This is a genomic window from Agrobacterium rubi TR3 = NBRC 13261 (assembly GCF_000739935.1).
Taxonomy (GTDB): Bacteria; Pseudomonadota; Alphaproteobacteria; order Rhizobiales; family Rhizobiaceae; genus Agrobacterium; species Agrobacterium rubi.
This window is the reverse complement of the sequence record NZ_BBJU01000017.1, coordinates 128,300-153,507: the sequence shown is the minus strand read 5'-3', so window position 1 is coordinate 153,507 and position 25,208 is coordinate 128,300. Positions and strand designations below refer to the sequence as shown.

The 25,208-nt window shown below is 58.2% G+C and carries 25 protein-coding genes; 18 read left to right on the top strand and 7 right to left on the bottom strand.

The window, feature by feature from the left end:
• Positions 1-191: 191 nt before the first annotated feature.
• The 4 genes from lhpI to RRU01S_RS14945 all read left to right on the top strand — a co-directional run bounded on the left by lhpI (position 192) and on the right by RRU01S_RS14945 (position 5,621).
• The gene (lhpI, locus tag RRU01S_RS14960) at positions 192-1,139 is read left to right on the top strand and encodes a bifunctional Delta(1)-pyrroline-2-carboxylate/Delta(1)-piperideine-2-carboxylate reductase (RefSeq protein WP_045231083.1); all 948 of its coding nucleotides are present in this window, start codon (positions 192-194) and stop codon (positions 1,137-1,139) included.
• 22 nt (positions 1,140-1,161) lie between these two features.
• A complete protein-coding gene (gene hrpB / locus RRU01S_RS14955; RefSeq protein WP_045231101.1) occupies positions 1,162-3,633 on the top strand; it encodes an ATP-dependent helicase HrpB in 2,472 nt (823 codons plus the stop codon).
• Between the two features lie 16 nt (positions 3,634-3,649).
• Positions 3,650-4,957 (top strand): ActS/PrrB/RegB family redox-sensitive histidine kinase, encoded by a 1,308-nt coding sequence (locus RRU01S_RS14950; protein ID WP_045231082.1) that lies wholly within the window; start codon positions 3,650-3,652, stop codon positions 4,955-4,957.
• 73 nt (positions 4,958-5,030) lie between these two features.
• Positions 5,031-5,621: an ActR/PrrA/RegA family redox response regulator transcription factor gene (locus RRU01S_RS14945; RefSeq protein WP_045231081.1), complete on the top strand. Its 591-nt coding sequence runs from the start codon at positions 5,031-5,033 to the stop codon at positions 5,619-5,621.
• Between the two features lie 3 nt (positions 5,622-5,624).
• On the opposite strand, the gene RRU01S_RS14940 is transcribed toward RRU01S_RS14945, so the two are convergent.
• Entirely contained in the window at positions 5,625-6,110 is a 486-nt protein-coding gene (locus RRU01S_RS14940) for an MmcB family DNA repair protein (RefSeq protein ID WP_045231080.1), read from the bottom strand.
• Positions 6,111-6,293: 183 nt separating this feature from the next.
• Here RRU01S_RS14940 and RRU01S_RS14935 point away from each other — a divergent pair, with 183 nt between their 5' ends.
• Positions 6,294-6,977, top strand: coding sequence for a L,D-transpeptidase (locus RRU01S_RS14935; protein WP_045231079.1), 684 nt, complete (start codon positions 6,294-6,296; stop codon positions 6,975-6,977).
• 72 nt (positions 6,978-7,049) lie between these two features.
• Here RRU01S_RS14935 and RRU01S_RS14930 read toward each other — a convergent pair whose 3' ends face one another.
• From RRU01S_RS14930 to hslV, 4 genes are all read right to left on the bottom strand, one after another.
• Positions 7,050-9,206, bottom strand: coding sequence for a malate synthase G (locus tag RRU01S_RS14930; RefSeq protein ID WP_045231078.1), 2,157 nt, complete (start codon positions 9,204-9,206; stop codon positions 7,050-7,052).
• A gap of 125 nt (positions 9,207-9,331) precedes the next feature.
• Positions 9,332-10,288 (bottom strand): DUF1402 family protein, encoded by a 957-nt coding sequence (locus tag RRU01S_RS14925; protein WP_045231100.1) that lies wholly within the window; start codon positions 10,286-10,288, stop codon positions 9,332-9,334.
• A gap of 148 nt (positions 10,289-10,436) precedes the next feature.
• Positions 10,437-11,747 (bottom strand): ATP-dependent protease ATPase subunit HslU, encoded by a 1,311-nt coding sequence (gene hslU / locus RRU01S_RS14920; RefSeq protein ID WP_045231077.1) that lies wholly within the window; start codon positions 11,745-11,747, stop codon positions 10,437-10,439.
• 78 nt (positions 11,748-11,825) lie between these two features.
• Positions 11,826-12,353: an ATP-dependent protease subunit HslV gene (gene hslV / locus RRU01S_RS14915; protein ID WP_045231076.1), complete on the bottom strand. Its 528-nt coding sequence runs from the start codon at positions 12,351-12,353 to the stop codon at positions 11,826-11,828.
• 200 nt (positions 12,354-12,553) lie between these two features.
• Here hslV and hisB point away from each other — a divergent pair, with 200 nt between their 5' ends.
• From hisB to coaA, 7 genes are all read left to right on the top strand, one after another.
• Positions 12,554-13,150, top strand: coding sequence for an imidazoleglycerol-phosphate dehydratase HisB (hisB, locus tag RRU01S_RS14910; protein WP_045231075.1), 597 nt, complete (start codon positions 12,554-12,556; stop codon positions 13,148-13,150).
• Positions 13,151-13,226: 76 nt separating this feature from the next.
• On the top strand, positions 13,227-13,721 hold the full coding sequence (locus RRU01S_RS14905; protein ID WP_045231074.1) for a DUF2628 domain-containing protein: 495 nt from the start codon (positions 13,227-13,229) through the stop codon (positions 13,719-13,721).
• Position 13,722: 1 nt separating this feature from the next.
• Positions 13,723-14,373 (top strand): imidazole glycerol phosphate synthase subunit HisH, encoded by a 651-nt coding sequence (hisH, locus tag RRU01S_RS14900; protein ID WP_045231099.1) that lies wholly within the window; start codon positions 13,723-13,725, stop codon positions 14,371-14,373.
• Between the two features lies 1 nt (position 14,374).
• Positions 14,375-15,109, top strand: a complete 735-nt coding sequence (gene hisA / locus RRU01S_RS14895; RefSeq protein WP_045231073.1) for a 1-(5-phosphoribosyl)-5-[(5-phosphoribosylamino)methylideneamino]imidazole-4-carboxamide isomerase — start codon at positions 14,375-14,377, stop codon at positions 15,107-15,109.
• On the top strand, positions 15,106-15,882 hold the full coding sequence (gene hisF, locus RRU01S_RS14890) for an imidazole glycerol phosphate synthase subunit HisF (RefSeq protein WP_045231072.1): 777 nt from the start codon (positions 15,106-15,108) through the stop codon (positions 15,880-15,882). Before hisA ends, hisF begins: the two co-directional genes overlap by 4 nt.
• A gap of 21 nt (positions 15,883-15,903) precedes the next feature.
• Positions 15,904-16,227, top strand: coding sequence for a phosphoribosyl-ATP diphosphatase (locus RRU01S_RS14885; protein ID WP_045231071.1), 324 nt, complete (start codon positions 15,904-15,906; stop codon positions 16,225-16,227).
• A 14-nt stretch (positions 16,228-16,241) separates the two neighbouring features.
• A complete protein-coding gene (gene coaA / locus RRU01S_RS14880) occupies positions 16,242-17,225 on the top strand; it encodes a type I pantothenate kinase (protein WP_173998884.1) in 984 nt (327 codons plus the stop codon).
• Positions 17,226-17,228: 3 nt separating this feature from the next.
• Here coaA and arfB read toward each other — a convergent pair whose 3' ends face one another.
• Positions 17,229-17,663 (bottom strand): alternative ribosome rescue aminoacyl-tRNA hydrolase ArfB, encoded by a 435-nt coding sequence (gene arfB / locus RRU01S_RS14875; protein ID WP_045231069.1) that lies wholly within the window; start codon positions 17,661-17,663, stop codon positions 17,229-17,231.
• 110 nt (positions 17,664-17,773) lie between these two features.
• The gene (locus RRU01S_RS14870; protein ID WP_045231068.1) at positions 17,774-19,384 is read right to left on the bottom strand and encodes a phosphoenolpyruvate carboxykinase; all 1,611 of its coding nucleotides are present in this window, start codon (positions 19,382-19,384) and stop codon (positions 17,774-17,776) included.
• 339 nt (positions 19,385-19,723) lie between these two features.
• Between RRU01S_RS14870 and chvI the strand changes: the two genes are divergently transcribed.
• The 6 genes from chvI (at position 19,724) to ahcY (ending at position 25,091) form a co-directional block, all read left to right on the top strand.
• Positions 19,724-20,449, top strand: a complete 726-nt coding sequence (chvI, locus tag RRU01S_RS14865; protein ID WP_108722659.1) for a two-component system response regulator ChvI — start codon at positions 19,724-19,726, stop codon at positions 20,447-20,449.
• 64 nt (positions 20,450-20,513) lie between these two features.
• The gene (locus RRU01S_RS14860; protein ID WP_412674289.1) at positions 20,514-22,289 is read left to right on the top strand and encodes a sensor histidine kinase; all 1,776 of its coding nucleotides are present in this window, start codon (positions 20,514-20,516) and stop codon (positions 22,287-22,289) included.
• Positions 22,279-22,743 carry an HPr kinase/phosphorylase gene (locus RRU01S_RS14855; protein WP_045231066.1) on the top strand — a complete coding sequence of 155 codons (465 nt, stop codon included), beginning with the start codon at positions 22,279-22,281 and terminating at the stop codon, positions 22,741-22,743. The genes RRU01S_RS14860 and RRU01S_RS14855 overlap by 11 nt, the downstream gene beginning before the upstream one ends.
• Before the next feature lie 125 nt (positions 22,744-22,868).
• Entirely contained in the window at positions 22,869-23,270 is a 402-nt protein-coding gene (locus RRU01S_RS14850; protein ID WP_045231065.1) for a PTS sugar transporter subunit IIA, read from the top strand.
• Between the two features lie 15 nt (positions 23,271-23,285).
• A complete protein-coding gene (locus tag RRU01S_RS14845) occupies positions 23,286-23,561 on the top strand; it encodes an HPr family phosphocarrier protein (protein WP_045231064.1) in 276 nt (91 codons plus the stop codon).
• A gap of 129 nt (positions 23,562-23,690) precedes the next feature.
• Positions 23,691-25,091 carry an adenosylhomocysteinase gene (gene ahcY / locus RRU01S_RS14840; RefSeq protein ID WP_045231063.1) on the top strand — a complete coding sequence of 467 codons (1,401 nt, stop codon included), beginning with the start codon at positions 23,691-23,693 and terminating at the stop codon, positions 25,089-25,091.
• Positions 25,092-25,208 lie beyond the last annotated feature (117 nt).

Below are 25,208 nucleotides of genomic sequence, written 5' to 3'. Positions count from 1 at the left end.
GCCACCAAACAAGAAAAATCAGAAAATGTCTAACACCTTGAATTCATAAAACTATTTTCCCTTTCTTCCACAAATACCCCTTCGACTGCACAAGTTCACCCCAATCGCAATCACACAAGATACCCACGCCTTTGCCCAGACGCGTGGGGATTGCTAAGGTCATCCCTGATCATCAGACCGGGAGTTGCCTAATGCTTGTTCTCAACGAAGACGAAACGCGCCGTGCCTTGCAATGGCCTGCTCTCATAGAGGCCATCGAGACCATGTTTCGGGGTGGCTGCGTGATGCCTGTGCGGCATCATCATGAGTTAGAGGTTCCCGGCGAAAGTGACGCGACACTGCTGATGATGCCCGCATGGGTTCCGGGCTCCTACATGGGTGTAAAGATACTCTCTGTTTTTCCTGACAACAGCCTGCGGTCCCTGCCCGCGATTTTCGGCACCTATCTTCTGTCTTCCGGCAAGACCGGAGAGATGCTGGCTGCGATCGAGGGTGGGGAATTGACGGCGCGGCGCACGGCTGCGACCTCTGCTCTCGCTGCAAAGTATCTCGCGCGCGACGATGCGTCTTCCATGCTGATGGTGGGAACCGGGCGGTTGTCGCTCAATCTGATGCAGGCCCATGCTACGATCCGGCCGCTGACATCTTTTCAAATATGGGGGCGCAATGCTGCCGCTGCGGAAAAGGCCGCTGAAGAGGCCCGTCATCTTGGATTCGATGCCATAGCCTGTCGCGATCTTGAGGCAGCGGCGCGCGTGGCGGATATCATTTCCTGTGCGACGCTGTCCCATGAACCTCTGATCAAGGGCGACTGGTTGAAACCGGGGGCGCATCTCGATCTGGTTGGCGCGTTCAAGCCCACCATGCGGGAAAGTGACGATGGGGCGGTTCAGCGCGCAACGCTCTTTGTCGATACATTCGATGGGGCGTTGAAGGAGGGTGGCGATATCGTTCAGCCTCTTAAGGCGGGCATTGTTCAGCGCGGCGATATTCGCGCCGAGCTTGCCGATCTCGTCACCGGTCGGCATGCGGGGCGCACGAATGATCAGGATATCACCCTGTTCAAATCGGTGGGTGCGGCGCTAGAAGATCTTGCCGGCGCGATCCTGGCCTATGAAAGCGTGACGGCAAAGGCCTGAATTTTTGAATGACATGACACAGATGACAGAACGAAGGTTGCCCACCCTGCCGGTAACCGAGGTACTCAGCGAGATCGGCGCGGCATTGGCGACGCGTGGGCAAGCGGTGCTGTCTGCGCCGCCGGGTGCGGGCAAGACGACACTGGTGCCGCTTTACCTGCTGGACCAGCCATGGCGCGGCGATGGCAAGATCATTCTGCTGGAGCCGCGGCGGTTGGCGGCGCGGGCGGCGGCCAGTCGCATGGCGTCACTACTCCAGGAAAACGTCGGAGAGACCGTGGGTTACAGGATGCGGCTGGACAATCGCATTTCCGCGAAAACCCGGATCGAGGTGGTGACGGAGGGTGTGTTTGCCCGCATGGCTCTGGATGATCCGGAGCTATTAGGCGTCTCTACAGTAATTTTTGACGAGTTTCACGAACGCTCGCTTGATGGTGACTTTGGTCTGGCGCTGGCGCTGGACGTGCAGGCGGGGCTTCGCGACGATCTACGCATCCTCGTCATGTCGGCCACGCTGGATGTGGAGCGGATCAGCGCCCTGATGAAGGAGGCGCCTGTCATCAAAAGCCTGGGCCGCAGTTTCCCGATCGACACACGGTATGATGACCGGACGGGACAGGCGCGGATCGAAGACAAGGTCGCGCGGGCCATTATAGACGCGCACTCATCGGAGGCTGGATCGATCCTCGCTTTTTTGCCTGGGCAGGGCGAGATCACGCGAACGTTGGAGCGGCTGGACGGCCGGTTCGGGCCGGAAACGCGTGTCATTCCGCTCTATGGCAATCTTTCCCAGCGGGAGCAGGATGCAGCAATCAGGCCAACAGAGCCGGGCAAGCGCAAGATCGTGCTGGCGACCTCGATTGCCGAGACCTCGATTACCATCGATGGCGTGCGGGTGGTGATCGATAGCGGTTTGCAGCGGCTTCCGGTGTTTGAGCCTTCCACCGGCATGACGCGGCTTGAGACGGTGAAGGTGTCACGCGCCTCGGCAGACCAGCGGGCAGGACGCGCGGGGCGAACCGAACCGGGTATCGCTATCCGGCTCTGGCATGCGGGGCAGACGGCAGCTTTGCCAGCATTTACGCCGCCGCAGATATTGGCAAGCGACCTTTTAGGGCTGGCGCTCGATCTTGCCCATTGGGGCGTGGCCGATCCCGCCTCGCTTGCCTTTCTGGATCAACCGCCGCACACCGCACTGAACGAGGCGCGTGCACTTCTGACCAGCCTTGGCGCGCTGGATGCGACCCTGGCCATCACCCCGCGTGGCCGGAAAATGCGGGACCTGGCCATGCCCCCTCGCCTGTCCGCCATGGTGATTGCAGCACATGACGCCGGACACGGCGTTGAGGCAGCGATGCTGGCCGTGCTTTTGACCGAACAGGGGCTTGGCGGCAGCGATATCGATCTGGAGGAAAGGCTTCGGCGTTTCAAATACGAGAGGGGCGAGCGCGCCGCGGCTGCCAAAGGTCTGGCCAAACGGATCGCTTCTTCCCTTGGCGGGGGCGCGCAAAGTGCGGCGGCTGAACCCATCACCGCCGGGGAGCTTCTGCTGCATGCCTATCCCGATCGCATCGCTTTTCAGCGGGGCGGACGCGGACGTTATGTGATGGCCAATGGCCGGGGTGCGGAGCTGGCCGAGACGGAGCGTCTTGCCACGGAGAAAATGCTTGTGGTGGCTGACGTGACCGGGCGGGCCGCACAGCCACGCATTCTGGCCGCAGCCTCGATCCGCCGCGAAGACGTGGAAGAGCATCTGCCGGATGCGATCCGTAGGGAAGACCAGCTGTTTTTCGACAAGGCCAGCGGCCAGGTTCGAGCGCGCCGCGTCACGCGCATTGGCGCAATCATTCTGGAAGAGACGCCGCTAGGAAAACCGAGCGGCGAAAAAGCCGCTCTCGCGCTTGCCAACGGCATCCGCGAGCATGGGCTTGATATCATGACCTTTTCCAAGGAGGCGCAACAGCTGCGCCAGCGTCTAGGGTTTTTGCACCGCACGATCGGTGAGCCTTGGCCGGATACGAGCAGAAAGGCGCTGGTTGCACGCCTGGATGAATGGTTCGTGCCTTACCAGCAGGATGCCAGGAGCCTTCAGGAGATCAGGTCCGGCGGCATCATGGACGGGCTTCTTTCGCTGGTGCCGCATGCGGCACAACGGGAACTGACCAAACTGCTCCCGACGCATTTCGAAGCACCCACGGGCCAGAGGCATGCCATCAGTTATGACGGCGAGGAGCCGACGCTGACCATTCGTGTGCAGGAGCTGTTCGGCCTGAAGCAGCACCCGGCAGTGGCAGGCGGCAAATTGCCACTGCTGCTGGAATTGACGTCGCCCGCGCACAGGCCGATACAGACCACACGGGACTTGCCCGGTTTCTGGGCGGGCTCGTGGAAAGATGTGCGGGCGGATATGCGCGGACGCTACCCGCGTCACCCCTGGCCGGAAGACCCGGCCAACGCGCAACCGACCAATCGCGTGAAGCCACGCGGAACGTGAGACAGGAGACGGGCGGATGGCAGCACAGCCAGAAGAAAATACGCGGCTTGGCCGTGCCAGCCGTCACATCCGCCTGCAAACCATTGTCTGGCTGCGATGGCTGGCGGTGGTGGGGCAGAGCGCAACGATCCTGATCGTTGCCTTCGGGCTGAATTTTCCGCTGCCTCTTTTGACCTGCGCAGTGCTGATCGGGGCGCTTGCGGTAGCCAACCTGTTTCTATCGGCACGGTTTCCGGCGACCTATCGTCTGGAGCCCTGGGAAGCAACGCTTCTTCTTGCCTTCGATCTGTTGCAACTGACGGCGTTGATCTACATCACCGGCGGGCTTTCAAATCCGTTTGCGCCACTGATCTGCGTGCAGGTCATCATCGCCTTTGCCTCACAGCCGATGAAACATTCGCTCATGCTGCTGGTCTTCGCACTGGTTTGTGTCACGGCCATTGCGTTCTCGCCCTTTCCGGTTCCGTGGTATCCGGGCGAGACGTTGCCGATCCAGCTGATCATCCATATCGGCATCTGGTGCTCGATCGTTGCCATGATGCTGTTTGCCGCCTTTTACGCTTACCGCGTGTCGCACGAGGCGAACCAGCTGGCGGATGCGCTGGCGGCAACGGAGCTGGTTCTGGAACGGGAGAAACATCTGTCGCAGCTGGATGGGCTTGCGGCAGCGGCCGCCCATGAGCTCGGCACACCCTTGGCCACCATCAGCGTGGTGGCAAAGGAGATGGAACGGGAACTGGGCCAGGACGAACGCTTTCGCGAAGACGTGGCGTTGTTGCGCAGCCAGAGTCAACGCTGCCGCGACATTCTGCGGCGGCTGACGTCGCTGTCGGCTGAGGGCGAAGAGCATTTGCGCAAGCTTCCGCTGTCTTCGCTCATCGAAGAGGTGATGGCGCCGCACCGCGAATTCGGCATCAAGCTTCGGCTGGTCGAAAAGAACGGTCGAAGCGGAGAGCCGGTGGGCGCACGCAATGCCGGCATTCTCTATGGCCTCGGCAATCTGCTGGAGAATGCGGTCGATTACGCCAAGGACGCAGTAACGGTCACCGTCGAGCATGATGCCCAACAGGTTCGCGTCACGATCGAGGATGATGGGCAGGGTTATGCCCCGGATATTCTGGCGCGGATCGGCGAGCCCTATGTGACCAAGCGGCAGGATGTGACACGAGCCGGCGGGCTGGGCCTTGGTCTGTTCATCGCAAAGACGCTATTAGAGCGCTCCGGTGCGACGCTGACATTCGAGAACCGTGGACCAGATGCCGCAGGGGCGCGGGTCACCGTTGTCTGGCCACGCGACATTATGGACGATAATAGAGGTCAGTGACTTTATTGGGCGCAGCTGGCGGCAACACGGCCCAATACCTATATGTATGATGCAATGGCCCGGGAGATCAGGCATGAGCGACGAACAGCAACATCATGAGGCAGAACCCACGACCGTGGAAAACGCCAACCCGATCGGGCCCGACGCATCGCTTTTGATTGTCGATGACGACGGTCCGTTTCTGCGCCGTCTTGCGCGGGCCATGGAAACACGTGGATTTGTTGTCGAGACGGCCGAATCGGTCAGCGAAGGGATTGCCAAATCCAAGCTGGCACCGCCGAAATATGCCGTGGTGGATTTACGGCTGGGGGACGGTAACGGCCTGGAAGTCATCGAAGCCATTCGTCAACACCGCGACGATACACAGATCGTGGTCCTGACCGGTTATGGCAACATCGCCACCGCCGTGACGGCGGTAAAGCTCGGTGCTCTCGATTATCTGGCAAAGCCTGCGGACGCCGACGATGTGTTCAATGCACTGACCCAGCGCGAAGGCGACAAGATGGACTTGCCGGAAAACCCAATGTCGGCAGACCGGGTACGGTGGGAGCACATTCAGCGGGTCTATGAAATGTGCGAGCGCAATGTGTCTGAGACGGCACGACGCCTCAACATGCACCGGCGCACTTTGCAGCGCATCTTGGCCAAGCGCGCGCCGAAGTAATCGTCAGTCGGAATAATCCTTGCCGGTGGACCATTCGGCCATCATCAAGCGACGGGCAGCGGTGCGCGAAAAATCGAGCATCAGCGACTTGCGTGTTGCCGGTGGCACTTTGTGTTCCGGCGCTTCGCGGACCATGTGCGCGCCGTAGCCATCGGATACGAACAGTCCGCACTCTTCCGGAAAGATATCGAGCGGAACGCCGCTATGGGTGGCGAAGAACAGACGGTCGCAATGCTGGCGATAATCCGGCCATTTGCGATCCACCTTGAAGTCCTCGATGGAGGATTTGATCTCGATGATCCATATTTCACCCTTCACCGACACACTGATGAGATCGGCTCTGCGCCCGCTGGACAGCGCCAATTCCGGCAGCACGGCGTGCCGCATCTCGTTCAGCAATATCTGAACACCGCGACGCACCAGCATGGCATTGGGTGACTGGCGTCCGTCGATTAACGGATTGTTATTGACGATGGAAAGAATAGTCATGGATAAATCCGGGCAATGAGCCCCATTCATGTTGCAAAAAGGCCATCCGCCCGCAATTTCGCGCGCCATATTCTCTTGCTGCGATGCAACGGCTTGCCAACACAAGATTAATCGAAAATAACCCATCTATTCAATAGAGCATCCTGCATCGCCTGAAATGGCGATATTTCCCGCGAGAACACCATGCGCCTTCGCACTATTTTGACTGCCCTCGGCCTGTCGTCGGTATTTGCTCTGGGCGGTTGCGCCTCGACATCGACACAGACCACACCCGCGACTGCCTCGGCACCCGCCTATGTTGAAACGACTCAAATCTTCGGCGACGAAGTTTATGGCGCAACGACCGACGCCGGTTACGCCCTTCCGGCCATTCCGATCAACCGCGTGGACAAGCGTTTCCACCGCCAGATCGTGAACTACGAGACACCCGAAAAGGCAGGCACCGTTATCGTCAACACCCGCGAGCGCTTCCTGTATTACATCCTGCCAGGCGGCAAGGCTGTGCGTTACGGTATCGGCGTTGGCAAGCAGGGCTTTGCATGGGCTGGTGAAGCCTATGTCGCATGGAAGCAGGAATGGCCAATGTGGCATCCGCCAAAGGAAATGGCAGATCGCAAGCCTGAAGTCGCCCGCTACGTCGAAGGCGGCATGGGCCCAGGCCTGACCAACCCGCTGGGCGCCCGCGCTATGTATCTCTTCAACGACAAGGGTCAGGACACGCTGTTCCGCATCCATGGTTCGCCTGAATGGGCATCCATCGGTACGGCCGCTTCGTCTGGCTGCATCCGCATGATCAACCAGGACGTGATCGACCTCTACAGCCGCGTCCGTCCGGGCCGCAGCTCCAAGGTCATCGTCATCCAGTAAGATCACCTGAAACCGTTACGAAAAAGCCGCCGAGGATTATCCCGGCGGCTTTTTTCTTGTTATGTTGTGGGCTCAAGCAGACTGTTCCGCCTTCAACTCCAGACGGCGGCGGTGCAGGACCGGTTCCGTATAACCGTTGGGCTGCTCCCGACCTTTCAGCACCAGCTCCAAGGCGGCCTGGAAGGCGATGGAGGTTTCAAAGTTGCCGGCCATCGGCAGATAAGCCGAGTCACCGGCATTCTGACCATCCACGACAGCGGCCATGCGCTTCATGGTTTCGACGATCTGCTCTTCCGACACCACACCATGGCGCAGCCAGTTTGCCATATGCTGGGCGGAAATGCGCAGCGTCGCGCGGTCTTCCATCAGGCCGATATTGTTGATGTCCGGCACTTTCGAGCAACCGACGCCCTGATCGACCCAGCGCACGACATAACCCAGAATGCCCTGCGCATTGTTGTCCAGCTCACGCTGGATGTCCTCGGCGCTCCAGTTGGGGCGCACCGCAACGGGCACGGAAAGAATATCGCCAAGTTTTGCGCGTTCGCGTGTCTTCAGTCCGCTTTGAACCGAGGCGACATCGACGCTGTGGTAATGCGTGGCGTGAAGCGTCGCGGCTGTGGGCGACGGAACCCAGGCGGTGTTGGCACCGGCTTTTGGATGCGCGATCTTCTGCTCCAGCATCGCAGCCATCAGATCCGGCATGGCCCACATGCCCTTGCCGATCTGGGCATGGCCGGACAGGCCGCATTCCAAGCCGATATCGACATTCCAGTTTTCATAAGCCGCGATCCATGCGGCCTGTTTCATGTCACCCTTGCGAATCATCGGGCCTGCTTCCATCGAGGTGTGGATTTCGTCGCCGGTGCGATCGAGGAAGCCGGTATTGATGAAGACGACGCGATCCTTGGCGGCGCGAATGCATTCTTTCAGATTGATCGTCGTGCGACGTTCTTCGTCCATAATGCCCATTTTGATGGTGTTGGGCGCCATGCCGATGAGTGTCTCGACGCGCCCAAAAATCTCCGACGCAAAGGCCACCTCTTCCGGGCCGTGCATCTTCGGCTTCACCACATACATGGAGCCGGCGCGCGAATTCTGGCGGCGTCCGTTGGGGCCAACGTCATAGAGCGCGATCAGGCCGGTCAAGACGGCATCCATGATGCCCTCGGGGATTTCCCTGCCATCACGGTCAAGTACGGCGGGATTTGTCATGAGGTGGCCGACATTGCGCACCAGCATCAGCGAGCGGCCGGGCACTGTCAGCGCCGAACCATCCGGTGCGGTATAATTGCGATCGGCATTCAGGCGGCGCGTGAACGTCGTTCCACCCTTGGCAACCTCCTCCGTCAGATCGCCACGCATCAGGCCGAGCCAGTTGCGGTAAGCAACGACCTTGTCTTCCGCATCCACAGCGGCCACGGAATCCTCGCAATCCATGATCGTCGTCAGGGCCGATTCGAGGATGACATCGGAAATGCCTGCGGAATCGCTTTTTCCGATATCGGTCGAAGCATCGATAACGATGTCGACGTGAAGGCCGTTCTTGCGCAAGAGGATGGAGGACGGATTGGATGCCTCACCCGCATAGCCAGCAAACTGGGCGGGATCCGACAGGCCACCGGCATCGACTTCAAGCACGCCATCAACGACCTTGAAACCAGACACATCAGCCCAGCTGCCATTCGCCAGCGGTGCGGAGCGATCCAGAAATTCCCGCGCCCAGGCAATGACCTTCGCGCCACGTTTGGGGTTATAGCCCCTGCCCTTTTCGGCACCGTCGTCTTCGGAAATCGCATCGGTGCCGTAAAGCGCATCGTAAAGCGAACCCCAGCGGGCATTGGCGGCGTTGAGCGCATAGCGCGCATTCATGACCGGCACGACAAGCTGCGGACCGGCAAGCTGCGCGATTTCAGGATCGACATTTTGCGTATTGACCTTGAAGGCCTCGCCTTCCGGCAAGAGATAGCCGATATCCCGCAGGAAGGTTTCATAGACGGCCAGATCGACCGGCGCGCCATTGGTGCGGTACCACGCATCCAGCTTGTCCTGAAAACCATCACGCTTTTGCAGCAGGTCGCGGTTTTTTGGCGCAAGCGAATGCACGATCTCGGAAAAGCCTGCAAAGAACGCGTTGGCATCCAGGCCGGTTTCCGGCAGCACTTCGTCTTTCAGAAAATCATAGAGTGTTGTGTCGAATGAAAGACCATGCTCTTCAATGCGGCTCACCGTGGTATCTCCCTTGTCGGTATTCTTGCCGGCAAGAGTGGACGCTGAACGCCCGTCTCGTCAATCGCAAGCGGGCGCCAAAACTCTTTTCTTTCTGGAAACCCGCTGAAAACCTGTCGCCAAGGCTACAGGAGCTTTTGAAGCTCCGGCAGCTTTTCGTTGACCAGCCAGCCGTAATAATTCTCTTCCGGCCACACAGGCGACCCGCCGCTCTGTCGGTTTTTCTGGGCAAGAGCAGCCGCCCGCTGTTGTGATCCGCCGAGATTATAGAGTGTGGAGGTGAGGCCCGGATTTTTCGAAATATCCATATCGGCAATCGACTTGTAATCATCGATGGATTTGCGGATGGCGGCGGCCATATAGGCCAGCGAATGGTCCGGCTCCATGATGGCGGTATAGACCGCAGCCGCGTCGTTTTCGTCCAGTTTTTCAAAACCAGACACGCGCGCCACCATATCCGAGAGCATCAGCGCCGTCAGCGGATTGATCTGGCCAAGGCCAAAGGTCTGACCCGCATAGAAGGGCTGGAAGAAAACCGCACTGAAGCGGTTGTCTGGGTAGCTAACGCCATCAACCTTCTTGCCGCGAAAACTGTCGTCCCAGACATCTTCCCGGCAGGTCCACAGGCTAACGGAATCACGCTTCGACTGGCATTTGGAAAATTGCAAATGCGCCAGAAACTGCGCGATGCTTTCATCTTTGTAGCCGAAGCGGAAGCTGTTGCCGGCATAGGATGCTGCTTTGACGTAATAGGATTGCAGCCGGTCATAGGCATCTACATTATAAGTATGTTCGCCAACGATGGCACCAATCATATGGATAGGATCGATGCCGTAACGTCCTGCCGTTGATTTGATCTTGGAAATCAATTGCTTGTCGCTCGACAGCAAGTCGTACACTTTCTGGTATTTACGCTCGAAAGTGGAGTTAGAGCCTTTCGTGCGCCGCGCAGAGGCCCCGGGAACGCCGGGTTGTTCGGCGTTGCGGTTGCCGGGTGGCACGACGGAGGCTGCCTCCGCAAAGGATTGCGAGACCGCACCAAAAGCCACGACAGCAGCCAATGCCAGAAGAGTTTTACGCACGAGCAGATGCCTTTTTCTCGACCGGTGCGATGACCGGACCATTTCTTTCAACAACCGTTAACGCTTTCATTAGCGAAAAGCGTGGCCAAATGTCGAGAGAAGGCAGATAAAATAAGAGTGCGGCAAGATTTGCCGCACTCTATGGCATTTAAAGAATATAACGCGACAGGTCCGTATCGGCAGCGATATCGCCGACATGCTCCTTCACATAGGCCTGATCGATCTTCACCGCCGAGCCACCGCGATCCGGCGCGTTGAAGGAAATCTCGTCCAACACCCGCTCCATCACAGTCTGCAAACGACGCGCACCGATATTCTCGACGGATGCATTCAAATGCACCGCGACATCGGCCAGCGCGTCGATCGCATCATCGGTGAATTCGAGGTCCAGCTCTTCCGTGGCCATCAGCGCGATGTACTGGCGGATGAGACTTGCTTCCGGTTCCGTCAGAATGCGGCGGAAATCTTCCTTGGTCAGAGCCTTCAACTCTACGCGGATAGGCAGACGGCCCTGAAGTTCCGGCAGAAGATCGGATGGCTTCGACACATGGAACGCGCCTGACGCAATGAAGAGAATATGGTCGGTCTTCACGGGTCCATATTTTGTCGAAACCGTTGTGCCTTCCACCAGCGGCAGCAGATCGCGCTGCACGCCTTCACGCGACACACCGGCACCCATGCCGCCATCGCGCGCGGCGATCTTGTCGATTTCGTCCAGAAAGACGATGCCGTCATTTTCCACCGACTTCACCGCTTCGCGCTGGATGAGCTCATTGTCCAGCAGCTTGTCGGATTCGTCGCGGATCAGGTCGGCATAGGATTTTTCGACGGTCGTGCGAACCTTCTTGGTGCGCCCACCCATGGCCTTGCCGAACATATCCGAGAGATTGAGGACGCCGATATTGGCACCCGGCGGCATGCCGGGAATATCGAACCCGGGCATACCGGAGCCGGTATCAGCCACCTCGATATCGATCTCTTTCTTGTCCAGCTCGCCGTCGCGCAGCTTCTTGCGGAAACTGTCGCGCGTGGCGGGCGAAGACGTGGAGCCGACGAGTGCGTCCAACACGCGTTCCTCCGCACTGGCATGGGCTTTCGCCTGTACCTCGATCCGCTTCTTTTCGCGGATCAGCCCGATGCCGATTTCCACAAGGTCGCGAATGATCTGTTCGACATCGCGCCCGACATAACCGACTTCGGTAAATTTGGTCGCTTCGACCTTGATGAAGGGCGCACCGGCAAGCTTTGCCAGACGGCGGGAGATTTCCGTCTTGCCGACACCGGTCGGTCCGATCATCAGAATATTCTTCGGCATAACCTCGTCGCGCAGGCTGTCATCCAGCTGCTGGCGGCGCCAACGGTTGCGCAGCGCAATGGCCACGGCGCGCTTGGCGTCGTGCTGGCCGATAATGTGACGGTCCAGTTCCGAGACAATCTCGCGGGGAGAAAAAGTCGTCATCTTGTTCCTTTCGGCGTCCTGTTGCGGCCAGCCGTATAGGCCCGGCCCACAGAACCCATGGGTTTTGGAAGGCGCAGCTTACTCTGCGTCGAGCGTTTCAATCACGAGATTATGGTTGGTATAGACGCAGATATCGGCAGCGATATCGAGCGACTGACGCGCGACCTCTTCCGCAGACTTTTCCGAATCCATCAGCGCACGGGCAGCTGCAAAGGCGTAGTTTCCACCAGAGCCGATGGCGATGGCGCCGTGTTCGGGTTCCAGAACGTCACCATTGCCGGTGATCGCCAGCGTGATCGACTTATCCGCCACCAGCATCATGGCTTCGAGATTGCGCAGATATTTGTCGGTGCGCCAATCCTTGGCGAGCTCGACGGCAGCGCGCATCAGCTGACCGGGATATTGCTCCAGCTTCTTTTCAAGACGGTCGAGCAGCGTAAAGGCGTCCGCCGTGGCACCGGCAAATCCGGCAATCACATCGCCACCCTTGCCGATGCGGCGCACCTTACGGGCATTGCCCTTCATCACCGTCTGGCCAAGGCTGACCTGACCGTCACCGGCCATCACCACCTTGCCGGCCTTTCTCACAGTAATAATTGTCGTCATCAAACACCTGTTTGCCCTTGAGGGGCGTTGCAACGGGATGCATCTTCGATCCCGGTTGGAAGTCTATGTAAGTCCCGTTTTTGCGATTGCAAATGAGCGTGCTGGCGCAGAGCGGGGTGCAATGCGGCAAGACAATGTAATGGCTGGATATTTGCGGGCTGTGCTGATAAGGAACGCCGATATTGATACGGAGCAGCCAGATGGCAGAGCGTAGAGCCGAGATTTCCCGCAAGACGAATGAAACAAGTGTTTCCGTGCGCGTCGACATCGATGGAACAGGCAAATCGAAGATTTCCACCGGCGTGGGTTTCTTCGATCATATGCTCGACCAACTCAGCCGCCATTCGCTGATCGACATGGAGATCGATGTGAAGGGTGACCTGCATGTCGATGACCACCATACCGTCGAAGACACCGGCATTGCCATTGGCCAGGCCATCGCCAAGGCGCTGGGCGACCGTCGCGGTATCACCCGTTATGCGTCGCTTGATCTTGCCATGGATGAAACCATGACCAAGGCCGCCGTCGATATTTCCGGTCGCCCGTTTCTAGTCTGGAATGTCGCGTTCTCGGCGCCCAAGATCGGCACCTTTGATACTGAACTCGTGCGGGAATTCTTCCAAGCCCTGTCCCAGAATGCCGGTATTACCCTGCATATTCTCAACCATTATGGTGCAAACAATCACCATATCGCCGAAACCTGCTTCAAGGCGGTTGCCCGCGTGCTGCGCGTGGCCACCGAAATCGACCCCCGTCAGGCAGACCGCGTTCCCTCGACAAAGGGTACGCTGGCCTGAGCGAGATGAAATCGTCATGGTGGTGCCAAGGCGATTGCCCTTTTATTCGTCGCCATGACCATTGTCAGGAAAGCCGATGACATCTTATCTGGTTCTGGAAGCACCCGGCGGTCCCGACCGCGATCACCGCTCCACGCGGTTCATTGCTGATCGCTTCTCATGGCTTGCTCTGCTGTTTCCCTGGGTTTGGTTTGCCATCCAGCGCCTCTGGTGGGTCGCTATCGGCATCGTTGTTTTGCAAGTGGCGGCGGGTCAAGTTTCAGGACTTGAGGGCTTCGGCGTCACAGGCGCACTTTTCGCAATCTCCATCGGTTTGATAGCCGGATTCGAAGGCCGCAACATTGTGGTCCGACATCTGGTTTCTAAGGGATGGACCTTGAAAGATGTCGTTCACGCCCATGATCTCGCCACGGCTGAGGAGATTTATTTTTCCAACCTGCCCGAAGATGACATCTCCCAAGTGTCCAAAATCCCGCAGCCGGATTGGAAACAGGATCGCAGGGCGGGCAACGGTTTCACGATGAACGATCCGGCTGGGTCGTTTCAGTTCGATTTGAATGGAAGGCGCTGATATGCGTGTGGCAATTATCGATTACGGCTCGGGCAATCTGCGCTCGGCGACGAAAGCCTTCGAGCGCGCCGCTCGCGAAGCTGGCATCGACGCGACCATCGATTTGACCGACAAGCCGGAGACTGTCGCGTCCGCAGACCGCATCGTGCTGCCCGGCGTGGGTGCCTATGCCGATTGCCGCGCAGGCCTCAATGCTGTGACCGGCATGCATGAGGCGCTGGTTGAGGCCGTCGAAAACAAGGCCCGCCCGTTCATAGGCATCTGCGTCGGCATGCAGCTCATGTCCTCACGCGGCCTGGAAAAGACGACGAGCGAAGGCCTCGGCTGGATCGAAGGCGACGTCGTGGAGATGACGCCGTCCGATCCGTCACTGAAAATCCCGCAGATCGGCTGGAACACGCTGGACCTGCACCGCCCTCACCCGCTGTTCGACGGCATCAAAACCGGCACGGATGGCCTGCATGCCTATTTCGTGCACTCCTACCACCTTGCCGCCAAAAAGGCTGAGGATGTCATCGCCACCACCAGTTACGGTGGCGCGATGACGGCTTTCGTCGGTCGCGACAACACGGTCGGCGCACAGTTCCACCCGGAAAAAAGCCAGACGCTTGGCCTCGCTCTCATCTCGAATTTTCTGCGCTGGAAGCCCTGACATGATCCTTTTTCCCGCAATCGACCTCAAAGATGGCCAATGCGTTCGCCTCAAGCTTGGCGATATGGAGCAGGCCACCGTCTACAACGAGGACCCCGGCGCACAGGCCAAAGCCTTTGAAGATCAGGGCTTTGAATGGCTGCATGTGGTGGACCTCAACGGCGCCTTCGCCGGTCAGACCGTGAATGGCGATGCCGTCGATGCTATTTTGAAATCCACCAAGAACCCGGTGCAATTGGGCGGTGGCATTCGCACGCTGGAGCATATCGAAGCGTGGCTATCGCGTGGTCTTGCTCGGGTCATTCTCGGCACCGTTGCCGTGCGTGATCCGGTTCTGGTGATCGAAGCCTGCAAGCGTTTCCCCGGACAGGTCGCCGTCGGCATCGATGCCAAGGGCGGCAAGGTTGCGGTCGAGGGATGGGCGGAAGCCTCCGAGCTTGGCGTGATCGAGCTTGCCAACCGTTTCGAGGGTGCGGGCGTGGCGGCCATCATCTACACCGACATCGACCGCGATGGCATCTTAGCCGGCATCAATTGGGATTCCACGCTGGAACTGGCAAACGCCGTTTCCATCCCCGTCATCGCCTCCGGTGGCCTTGCCTCCATCGAAGACATCAAGCGCATGCTGGAGCCGGATGCTGCAAAGCTGGAAGGCGCGATCTCTGGCCGTGCGCTGTATGATGGACGTATTGACCCGGTGAGTGCGCTGGCGCTGATCAAGGAGGCGCGCGCATGACGCTGAAAGCCCGTATTATTCCCTGTCTCGATGTCAAGGATGGCCGCGTCGTCAAGGGCGTCAATTTTGTCGATCTGATCGATGCAGGCGACCCTGTTGAAGCTGCCAAGGCTTATGACGCCGCCGGTGCCGACGAGCTTTGTTTTCTCGACATCACCGCCTCCTCCGACAATCGCGATACGATTTTCGATGTTGTCTCGCGCACGGCCGATCACTGCTTCATGCCGGTGACGGTGGGCGGTGGTGTCCGCGCAGTCTCAGATATTCGCAAGCTGCTTTTGTGCGGTGCCGATAAGGTGTCAATCAACTCCGCTGCGGTGAAGGACCCTGATTTCGTGGCGCAGGCTGCCGACAAATTCGGCAATCAGTGCATCGTCGTTTCCATCGATGCCAAGAAGGTGTCAGACGCTGGCGAGGCGGATCGCTGGGAAATCTTCACCCATGGTGGTCGCCAGCCGACCGGCATCGATGCCGTCGAATTTGCTATCAAGATGGTGGAGCGTGGTGCGGGCGAATTGCTCATCACCTCCATGGACCGTGATGGTACCAAGAGCGGCTACGACATTGCACTGACGCGCACGATTGCCGATCAGGTTCGCGTTCCCGTGGTTGCCTCTGGCGGTGTCGGGACGCTGGATGATCTTGTGGCGGGCGTGAAAGATGGCCACGCCACCGCTGTGCTTGCAGCCTCTATTTTCCATTTCGGCACCTATTCCATCGGTGAAGCCAAGGCCTATATGGCCGATAACGGCATCGCCATGCGCCTTGATTGATCTCACCTAGGGTATTGCGCGATGAGTGATTTTTCTCTTTCCGATCTGGAGCGCATCGTGGCGGAACGCGCAAGCGCTTCGCCGGATCAATCCTGGACGGCGAAGCTCGTGGCCGCTGGCCAAACCCGCGCTGCCAAAAAGCTGGGCGAAGAGGCAGTGGAAACCGTCATTGCCGCCATCTCCAACGATCGCAAAAATCTGACGGATGAGGCGGCCGATCTGCTCTACCATTTGATGGTGGTGCTGAAGATCGCCGATATTCCCCTGGCAAATGTCATGGCAGAGCTACACCGCCGCACTGGGCAAACCGGCCTTCAGGAAAAAGAATCGAGACCTGTAAAATGACGACTTTGGCACGCATGGGAGGACAAGGCATGCCAAACACGCTCGATCATTTCCGCCCCGACGAATATTCGCCCTATTATTTCTTCAGCTCGGAAGAATGGTCCAGGTTCCGCGCCGATACGCCGATGACGCTGTCGGCTGACGAACTCAAAAGATTGCGCTCTTTGAACGACCCCATCGATATGGATGAGGTCAAGCGCATCTACCTGTCGCTGTCGCGGCTTCTGTCTACCCATGTCGAGGCATCTCAGGTGCTGTTCGATCAGCGCAACCAGTTCCTCAATATGGCGGGTGTCAACAAGACACCTTTCGTCATCGGCATTGCAGGGTCGGTTGCCGTTGGAAAATCGACCACGGCGCGTATTCTGAAGGAACTCTTGGCGCGCTGGCCCTCCAGCCCGAAGGTCGATCTCATCACCACGGACGGCTTCCTCTATCCGAACGAAGTGCTGCGACGTGACAATCTGATGGAGCGAAAGGGCTTTCCCGAGAGCTACGACATCGGCTCCCTCCTGCGCTTCCTGTCAGCCATCAAGGCTGGGCAACCGGATGTCAAAGCCCCCAGCTATTCGCACCTGACCTACGACGTCATACCCAACGAATATACCACCATCGACAGGCCCGACATTCTGATTTTCGAAGGCATCAACGTGCTGCAATCGCGCGACCTGCCCGAGGGTGGGCGGATCGTGCCGATCGTGTCCGATTTCTTCGATTTTTCGATCTATATCGACGCCGATGAAGCGCTGATCCACCATTGGTATGTCAACCGCTTCATGAACCTGCGCCAGACGGCTTTTCGTGACCCGTCATCCTACTTCAATCGCTATGCGTCGATTTCGGAAGAGGCGGCTCTCGCGATTGCCGAAGGTCTTTGGGAAAACATCAACCTGAAGAACCTGCGACGCAACATCGTGCCGACGCGCCCGCGGGCCGATCTTATTCTGCGCAAGGGCCAGAACCATCTGATCGATACGGTGGCGCTGCGCAAGCTTTGAGCGCTATTCCTTATCGGGTCTGCTGCGCATTTTCTTGACATCGGACCGGCCGGATTTGGCCTTCAGGCGTCGCTCCACAGATCCCTTGGTGGGCTTTGTCGCCCGGCGCACCGGCGGCGGCGGTTCTGCAGCCTTGAGGACCAGTTCCTTCAGCCGCTCCCGTGCATCTTCACGGTTGCGCTCCTGCGTGCGAAAGCGGTTGGCCTCGATCATCAGGACGCCGTCTTTCGATACTCGCCTGCCACCCAGCTGGAGCAGGTTCGTCTTGACGCGATCCGACAGAGACGGGGAATTTGCGACATCGAAGAACAGCTGGACGGCGGTCGAAACCTTGTTGACGTTCTGCCCGCCGGGACCACCCGCCAGCACGAACTGCTCCGTCAGTTCCCATCCGGCAATCGTGATTCGGTTGCTGATAAATAGCGCCGCACTGGCCATGTTCGTTCTCCGGCAGCGGTGATGCCATAGATCATGACGGATGAAAACCACCGACATAAACGAAAAACCCGGCGCAAGGCCGGGTTTCACGAGAATCCATTGTGAAGCTCTTACTCTGCGGCGGCCAACAGGCCAGGCGCTGCATCGCGGACCTTGCCGTCGACATGGTCTTCGAACTTGGTGAAGTTCGTGACGAACATGGAAACCAGCTTCTTGGCCTGAGCGTCGTAGGCTGCGCCATCGGCCCAGGTCGAGCGCGGGTCGAGAATGCCGCTGTCGATGCCGTCAAGCGCTGTCGGAACCGCAAAGCCGAAATTCACATCCGTGCGGAACTGGGCGTTTTTCAATTCGCCGGTCAGCGCAGCACTCAAAAGTGCACGGGTTGCCTTGATGGGCATGCGCTTGCCGATACCGTAGGCACCGCCGGTCCAGCCGGTGTTGACCAGCCAGCAATCGACGCCATGCTTGCCGATGAGATCGCGCAGCAGATTGCCGTATTCAGCCGGGTGGCGCGGCATGAAGGGTGCGCCAAAGCATGTCGAGAAGGTTGCTTCCGGCTCGGTCACGCCCTTTTCGGTGCCAGCGACCTTGGCCGTGTAACCGGACAGGAAGTGGTACATCGCCTGTTCCGGCGTCAACCGGGCAATCGGCGGCAGCACGCCGAAGGCATCCGCCGTCAGCATGATGATGGTCTTGGGATGACCAGCAAGGCCCGTTTCCGATGCATTCGGAATGAAGTGCAGTGGATAGGCACTGCGGGTGTTTTCCGTCAGCGACGTATCGTTGAAATCGGGAACGCGGTTTTCATCGAGAACGACGTTTTCCAGAACCGTGCCGAAGCGGCGGGTTGCGGCGTAGATTTCAGGTTCGGCTTCCGCCGAAAGCTTGATGGCCTTGGCGTAGCAGCCGCCTTCGAAGTTAAAGATGCCGTCGTCGCCCCAGCCATGTTCGTCGTCACCGATCAGTGTGCGCGATGGGTCGGCAGACAATGTGGTCTTGCCGGTGCCCGACAGGCCGAAAAATACGGCCGCGTCACCATCAGGGCCGACATTGGCGGAGCAATGCATGGGCATGACGCCCTTGGCAGGCAGCAGGTAGTTGAGAACGGTGAAGACGGACTTCTTGTTTTCGCCGGCATAGGATGTGCCGCCAATCAGAACCAGACCCTTGGTCAGGTCGCAGGCAATGACGGTTTCGGTGCGAACGCCGTGACGGGCTGGATCGGCCTTGAAGCTCGGCAGGTTGATGATCGTCAGCTTCTGCTTGAAGGCGCCAAGCTTTTCGCGCTCGGGGCGAATCAGCAGGTTGCGGATGAACAGGCCGTGCCAGGCAAGCTCTGTCACCACGCGGGTCGGAAGGGCGTTGTCTTCATCCGCACCGCCGATCAAATCCTGCACATATAGCGTCTTGCCAGCAGCGTGGGCCAGCATGTCCTTGTGAAGGATGTCGAAATGCTCAGGCGACAACGGCTTGTTGTTGTCCCACCAGATGCTGTCTTCCGTAGAGGCGTCGCGAACGACGAATTTGTCTTTCGGGGAACGACCCGTGTGCTGGCCGGTGACCGCGCGAAGAGCACCATCAGCGGTTACATCTGCTTCGCCATTGCGGATGGCATGCTCGTACAATTCGCTCTCGATGAGATTGTAATGCACGGCGGCAACAGCTGACAGGCCAAGGGCTGACACGCCATTCTCAGGATTATAGACTCCAAGTTCCTTCACGGGCGCATTCCTTTTTCAAAAGACGAAAGCATTAAAATGTGCCCGGAAATTAATCCCGTCAATTTAAAAAAACAAGGCATCATTTCAAATAATTGAACAAATTCAATATATTAATCGATTTAAAAGATTTTATTTCATTTTAAATCGGTTTAGTTCACGACTCAAACCGACAAATTTCCGATCCACGAAAATTACTGCTCATAAAACCGCGGCGGCGTGGCCGATTTTCTTTGCCACAATTTGTTCCACCTTTATACTCATGAGAAATGCTCACGGCGCACAACCTTGGCTGGGATGGGATGTCGGGAGTAAAATATAATGACGATGGAGACCAATTTTATGCAGACTATTGCGCTTGTGGACGATGACCGAAATATTTTGACCTCCGTTTCGATTGCGCTCGAAGCGGAAGGCTACAAGGTCGAAACGTACACCGATGGCGCGTCCGCTCTGGATGGATTGATTGCACGCCCACCGCAACTGGCGATCTTCGATATCAAGATGCCGCGCATGGATGGCATGGAGCTGTTGCGTCGTCTGCGTCAGAAGTCGGATCTGCCGGTTATCTTCCTCACCTCCAAGGATGAGGAAATCGACGAGCTGTTCGGCCTGAAAATGGGTGCCGACGATTTCATTACCAAGCCGTTTTCGCAGCGTCTTCTGGTCGAGCGCGTCAAGGCGATCCTGCGCCGCGCCAGCAGCCGCGATGCTGCAGTCCCCGGTGCAAGCCCGCTGAAGCCCACCGCAGATCAGCAGGCCCGCACGCTGGAACGTGGGCAGCTTGCCATGGATCAGGAACGCCACACCTGCACCTGGAAGGGCGAGCCTGTCACCTTGACCGTGACCGAGTTCCTCATCCTGCATTCGCTGGCGCAGCGTCCCGGCGTCGTCAAAAGCCGCGATGCGCTGATGGATGCCGCCTATGACGAGCAGGTCTATGTCGATGACCGCACCATCGACAGCCACATCAAGCGCCTGCGCAAGAAGTTCAAACTCGTCGATAACGACTTCGACATGATTGAAACCCTGTACGGCGTAGGATATCGCTTCCGCGAAGCAGCCTGAGAATAGGGCAGCATGACATGACGCCGCGATACAGCGGCGCTGAGGGACGACGTTGCTGAACAAAATGCAGGACAGCGTATCGGATCATACCGATGCCGACGACCGTGAGAGCGGTCGGCGTCATCGTATTCATCCGCTGACGATCGTCCGGCGCATCTTCGGCAATGCTGTGTTCTCCAGCCTGACGCGGCGCATCCTGTTCTTCAACGTCGCAGCGACCGTGGTGCTCGTGGGTGGTATTCTCTACCTCAACCAGTTCCGCGAAGGGCTGATCGATGCGCGCGTCGAAAGCCTTTTGACCCAGGGCGAAATTATTGCAGGCGCGATTTCCGCCTCCGCCTCGGTCGATACCAATTCCATCACCATCAACCCGGAAAAGCTGCTGGAATTGCAGGCCGGCCAGAGCATCACGCCGGTTCCCAACGACGAGGATTTGTCCTTTCCGATCAATCCGGAGCGTGTGGCGCCGGTGCTGCGGCGGTTGATTTCGCCGACCCGGACACGCGCGCGTCTGTTCGATGCCGACGCAAACATTCTGCTCGATTCGCGCCATCTCTATTCCCGCGGCCAGGTGCTGCGCTACGATCTGCCGCCTGTCACCCCGGAAACGCAGACATGGGGAGACTGGGTCGCCAGCATCTTCAACCGCATGCTGCAACCCAGCAGCCTACCGCTCTACAAGGAAACGCCCGGCGGCGACGGCTCGATCTACCCAGAAGTCATGAATGCGCTGACCGGCGTGCGCGGTGCCGTGGTGCGGGTGACGGAAAAGGGCGAGTTGATCGTCTCCGTGGCCGTGCCGGTGCAGCGCTTCCGCGCCGTGCTGGGCGTTCTGCTGCTATCGACGCAGGCTGGCGACATCGACAAGATCGTCCATGCCGAACGCCTTGCGATCATGCGCGTCTTCGGCATTGCCACGCTTGTCAATATCGTCCTTTCGCTGCTGTTGTCCTCCACCATCGCTACGCCTCTGCGTCGCCTCTCGGCTGCGGCCATTCGTGTGCGTCGCGGGGCAAAGGCGCGTGAGGAAATTCCCGATTTCTCCGCCCGTCAGGATGAAATCGGCAATCTTTCCATCGCCTTGCGCGAAATGACCAATGCGCTCTATGACCGGATCGACGCCATCGAGAGCTTTGCGGCCGATGTCAGTCACGAGCTGAAAAACCCGCTGACATCGTTGCGCAGCGCGGTCGAGACATTGCCACGCGCCAAGACCGAAGAATCCAAGCAGCGCCTGACCGAAATCATCTTCCACGACGTGCGCCGTCTGGACCGGTTGATCAGCGATATCTCGGACGCCTCGCGGCTGGATGCGGAACTGGCGCGCGTCGATGCCTCACCGGTCGATCTGGAAGTCGTGCTTGGCAATCTGGTGGAAATATCGCGCCAGATCAGTGCCAAGAAAAAGTCGGTTACCATCGACTATGTCGTGGATCATAAGCCCGGCACCAAGGTCAGCTATATCGTCAACGGCCATGATCTGCGCATCGGCCAGATCATTACCAACCTGATCGAGAACGCCCGTTCCTTCGTGTCGCAGGATGGCGGACGGATCGTCGTGCATCTTCTGCGCCAGAAAGACCGTTGCATCGTGCGTGTCGAGGACAATGGTCCCGGCATTCAGGCCGAAGACATCGACCGTATCTTCGAGCGTTTCTACACCGACCGCCCGGCCAGCGAAGGCTTTGGCCAGAATTCGGGCCTTGGCCTGTCCATCAGCCGGCAGATTGCCGAAGCCCATGGCGGCAGCCTGAAGGCAGAAAATATTCTCGACAAATACGGCGTCATTTCCGGCGCGCGTTTCAGCCTGTCGCTTCCCGCCGCCCATCATGAGCGTTGATCCAACCAACCTCCACGCAACGGCCATCGTCATCGGCAAGACCGGATTGTTGTTCGTCGGCCCCTCCGGCAGCGGCAAAAGCGAGATGGCATTCAGCTTCATGACGGAGGCTGAGCGTTGCGGGTTGGAAACGGCGCTAGTGGCAGACGATCAGGTGTTCATCGCCTGCAAGGACGGCGTCACAACCGCATGGCGGCCAGAAGCGATCGCTGGTCTTCTGGAGCTGCGCGGCAGCGGGATCATCTCGGTGAAAAGCGTCGCGAAGGCCGACATGCATTACGCTATTACGTCGGTCCCGTCGCCTGAGAGCCCTCGTCTACCGCCCGAGCGCGAGAGGCTGGAGCTTAGCCCCGGCGCATCCCTGCCGCTTCTGCGCATTGCGCGTGACAGCATCATGCCCTATGGAAAATTTGCTGCACTTGCTCAGAATCTTTTCATAACCAAGGGAATGTGAACGAAAATCCGGCATTTTGGGGCTTGCGCTTCGTCTTTTCCTCATCAAGATGTGGCCCCACCGATAGACATGATTGCGGCATTGCGATAGTCGGCAATCAGAATGCGTGTGCAAGGGAGCGTTTCATGATCGGACTGGTGCTTGTCACTCATGGCAAGCTGGCTGAGGAGTTTCGCCATGCTGTTGAGCATGTGGTCGGCCCTCAGAAATTGATCGAGACGGTGTGTATCGGTCCCGAAGATGACATGGACCAGCGCCGGCAGGATATTATCGACGCCGTGACCCGCGCCAATGATGGCAATGGCGTCATCATCCTGACCGATATGTTCGGGGGAACACCGTCCAATCTGGCGATCTCCGTGATGAACAGCGGCAATGTCGAGGTCATCGCAGGCGTCAATCTGCCCATGCTCATCAAATTGGCGGGTATCCGCGTCGAAGATAACATGGAGAAGGCCTTGCAGGAGGCCTCGGATGCTGGCAGAAAATACATCAACGTCGCCAGCCGCGTTCTCAGCGGCAAATAAGAAGAAGACCAACGGATGTCGCCTGTTTCGCGGGAATTGCTGATCGTCAACAAGCGTGGCCTCCACGCCCGCGCGTCGGCAAAATTCGTGCAGATGGTCGATGGCTTCGATGCAGCCATAACAGTTTCCAAAGATGGTATGACCGTCGGCGGCACATCGATCATGGGCCTGATGATGCTGGCCGCCAGTCCCGGCTGCACCGTTCTCGTTGAAGCCAGCGGCAACCAGGCTGAAGAAGCCCTTGCTGCACTCGAGACATTGGTCGCCGACCGTTTCGGTGAAGAAATCTGATAACCACGTCATATAAAGACATAAAGACTTCTTTATATCGTTATTGCCAGATTGCCCTCAGCCTGATACACCGCAACCTGAATTTTCAGGCAGCGGCTGGCCCCTGCCATCTTGGAGCAGGAGACACATATGAGTGCCGACAAAGATTATATCGTAGCTGACATCGCCCTTGCTGATTACGGTCGCAAGGAACTGGACATCGCAGAAACCGAAATGCCGGGCCTGATGTCCTGCCGCGAAGAATTCGGTCAGACCAAGCCTTTGAAGGGCGCACGGATCTCCGGTTCGCTGCACATGACGATCCAGACAGCCGTTCTCATCGAGACGCTGAAAGAACTGGGCGCCGACATTCGTTGGGCATCCTGCAACATTTTCTCCACCCAGGACCACGCTGCCGCTGCCATCGCTGCAACCGGCATTCCAGTCTTTGCCGTAAAGGGTGAAAGCCTGACGGAATACTGGGAATACACCGACAAAATCTTCCAGTGGGCCGATGGCGGCGTTTCCAACATGATCCTCGATGATGGCGGCGATGCTACCATGTATATCCTGCTCGGCGCACGCGCTGAAGCGGGCGAAGACGTTCTGTCCAAGCCCGATTCCGAGGAAGAAGAAATTCTCATCGCTCAGATCAAGAAGCGCCTCGCCGCTTCGCCGGGCTGGTTCACCAAGCAGCGCGATGCGATCAAGGGCGTGACCGAGGAAACCACGACAGGCGTTCATCGCCTTTACGACCTTTCCAAGAAGGGCCTGCTGCCCTTCCCTGCCATCAACGTCAACGACAGCGTCACCAAGTCGAAGTTCGACAACAAGTACGGCTGCAAGGAATCGCTGGTCGACGGCATTCGCCGCGCCACCGACGTGATGATGGCCGGCAAGGTTGCCGTCGTCTGCGGTTACGGCGATGTGGGCAAGGGTTCTGCCGCTTCGCTTCAGGGCGCCGGCGCTCGCGTCAAGGTCACCGAAATCGACCCGATCTGCGCGCTGCAGGCTGCCATGGACGGCTTTGAAGTCGTTCGTCTTGAGGACGTCGTTGCTTCCGCCGACATCTTCATCACCACGACCGGCAACAAGGACGTGATCCGCATCGAGCACATGCGCGAGATGAAGGACATGGCCATCGTTGGCAATATCGGCCACTTCGACAATGAAATTCAGGTTGCTGCTCTCAAGAACCTGAAGTGGACGAACATCAAGCCGCAGGTCGACATGATCGAGTTCGCCAAGGGCAACCGCATGATCCTTCTGTCTGAGGGACGTCTGCTCAACCTCGGCAACGCCACAGGCCACCCATCCTTCGTCATGTCTGCATCCTTCACCAACCAGGTTCTGGGCCAGATTGAGCTCTTCACCAAGCAGGGCGAGTACAAGAACGACGTCTACGTACTGCCAAAGCACCTCGACGAGAAGGTTGCACGCCTGCATCTTGAGAAGCTTGGCGTGAAGCTGACAGAACTTTCTGATCTTCAGGCAGATTATATCGGCGTGTCCAAGACCGGTCCGTTTAAGGCTGAACACTACAGATATTGATTTTATGGTTAATATCCACAATTAACGCACTAGATATGGATATGGCGGGCTTGACAAAGCCCGCCATATCTTTTTGCGCCCTCCCTTCACGGGGGTTTCCGAAGGCGGTATTGTCAC

Bases quoted from the DNA above. Each gene is read 5' to 3' on its own strand.
- RRU01S_RS14945 (WP_045231081.1), top strand. From the start codon at position 5,031: ATGAGCGACGAACAGCAACATCATGAGGCAGAACCCACGACCGTGGAA.
- coaA (WP_173998884.1), top strand. From the start codon at position 16,242: ATGGGAGGACAAGGCATGCCAAACACGCTCGATCATTTCCGCCCCGAC.
- RRU01S_RS14850 (WP_045231065.1), top strand. From the start codon at position 22,869: ATGATCGGACTGGTGCTTGTCACTCATGGCAAGCTGGCTGAGGAGTTT.
- lhpI (WP_045231083.1), top strand. From the start codon at position 192: ATGCTTGTTCTCAACGAAGACGAAACGCGCCGTGCCTTGCAATGGCCT.
- RRU01S_RS14905 (WP_045231074.1), top strand. From the start codon at position 13,227: ATGACATCTTATCTGGTTCTGGAAGCACCCGGCGGTCCCGACCGCGAT.
- hisF (WP_045231072.1), top strand. From the start codon at position 15,106: ATGACGCTGAAAGCCCGTATTATTCCCTGTCTCGATGTCAAGGATGGC.
- hslU (WP_045231077.1), bottom strand. From the start codon at position 11,747: ATGACGACTTTTTCTCCCCGCGAGATTGTCTCGGAACTGGACCGTCAC.
- RRU01S_RS14885 (WP_045231071.1), top strand. From the start codon at position 15,904: ATGAGTGATTTTTCTCTTTCCGATCTGGAGCGCATCGTGGCGGAACGC.
- arfB (WP_045231069.1), bottom strand. From the start codon at position 17,663: ATGGCCAGTGCGGCGCTATTTATCAGCAACCGAATCACGATTGCCGGA.
- chvI (WP_108722659.1), top strand. From the start codon at position 19,724: ATGCAGACTATTGCGCTTGTGGACGATGACCGAAATATTTTGACCTCC.
- RRU01S_RS14940 (WP_045231080.1), bottom strand. From the start codon at position 6,110: ATGACTATTCTTTCCATCGTCAATAACAATCCGTTAATCGACGGACGC.
- hslV (WP_045231076.1), bottom strand. From the start codon at position 12,353: ATGACGACAATTATTACTGTGAGAAAGGCCGGCAAGGTGGTGATGGCC.
- RRU01S_RS14855 (WP_045231066.1), top strand. From the start codon at position 22,279: ATGAGCGTTGATCCAACCAACCTCCACGCAACGGCCATCGTCATCGGC.
- hrpB (WP_045231101.1), top strand. From the start codon at position 1,162: ATGACAGAACGAAGGTTGCCCACCCTGCCGGTAACCGAGGTACTCAGC.
- RRU01S_RS14860 (WP_412674289.1), top strand. From the start codon at position 20,514: ATGCAGGACAGCGTATCGGATCATACCGATGCCGACGACCGTGAGAGC.
- hisA (WP_045231073.1), top strand. From the start codon at position 14,375: ATGATCCTTTTTCCCGCAATCGACCTCAAAGATGGCCAATGCGTTCGC.
- RRU01S_RS14950 (WP_045231082.1), top strand. From the start codon at position 3,650: ATGGCAGCACAGCCAGAAGAAAATACGCGGCTTGGCCGTGCCAGCCGT.
- hisB (WP_045231075.1), top strand. From the start codon at position 12,554: ATGGCAGAGCGTAGAGCCGAGATTTCCCGCAAGACGAATGAAACAAGT.
- ahcY (WP_045231063.1), top strand. From the start codon at position 23,691: ATGAGTGCCGACAAAGATTATATCGTAGCTGACATCGCCCTTGCTGAT.
- hisH (WP_045231099.1), top strand. From the start codon at position 13,723: ATGCGTGTGGCAATTATCGATTACGGCTCGGGCAATCTGCGCTCGGCG.
- RRU01S_RS14935 (WP_045231079.1), top strand. From the start codon at position 6,294: ATGCGCCTTCGCACTATTTTGACTGCCCTCGGCCTGTCGTCGGTATTT.
- RRU01S_RS14845 (WP_045231064.1), top strand. From the start codon at position 23,286: ATGTCGCCTGTTTCGCGGGAATTGCTGATCGTCAACAAGCGTGGCCTC.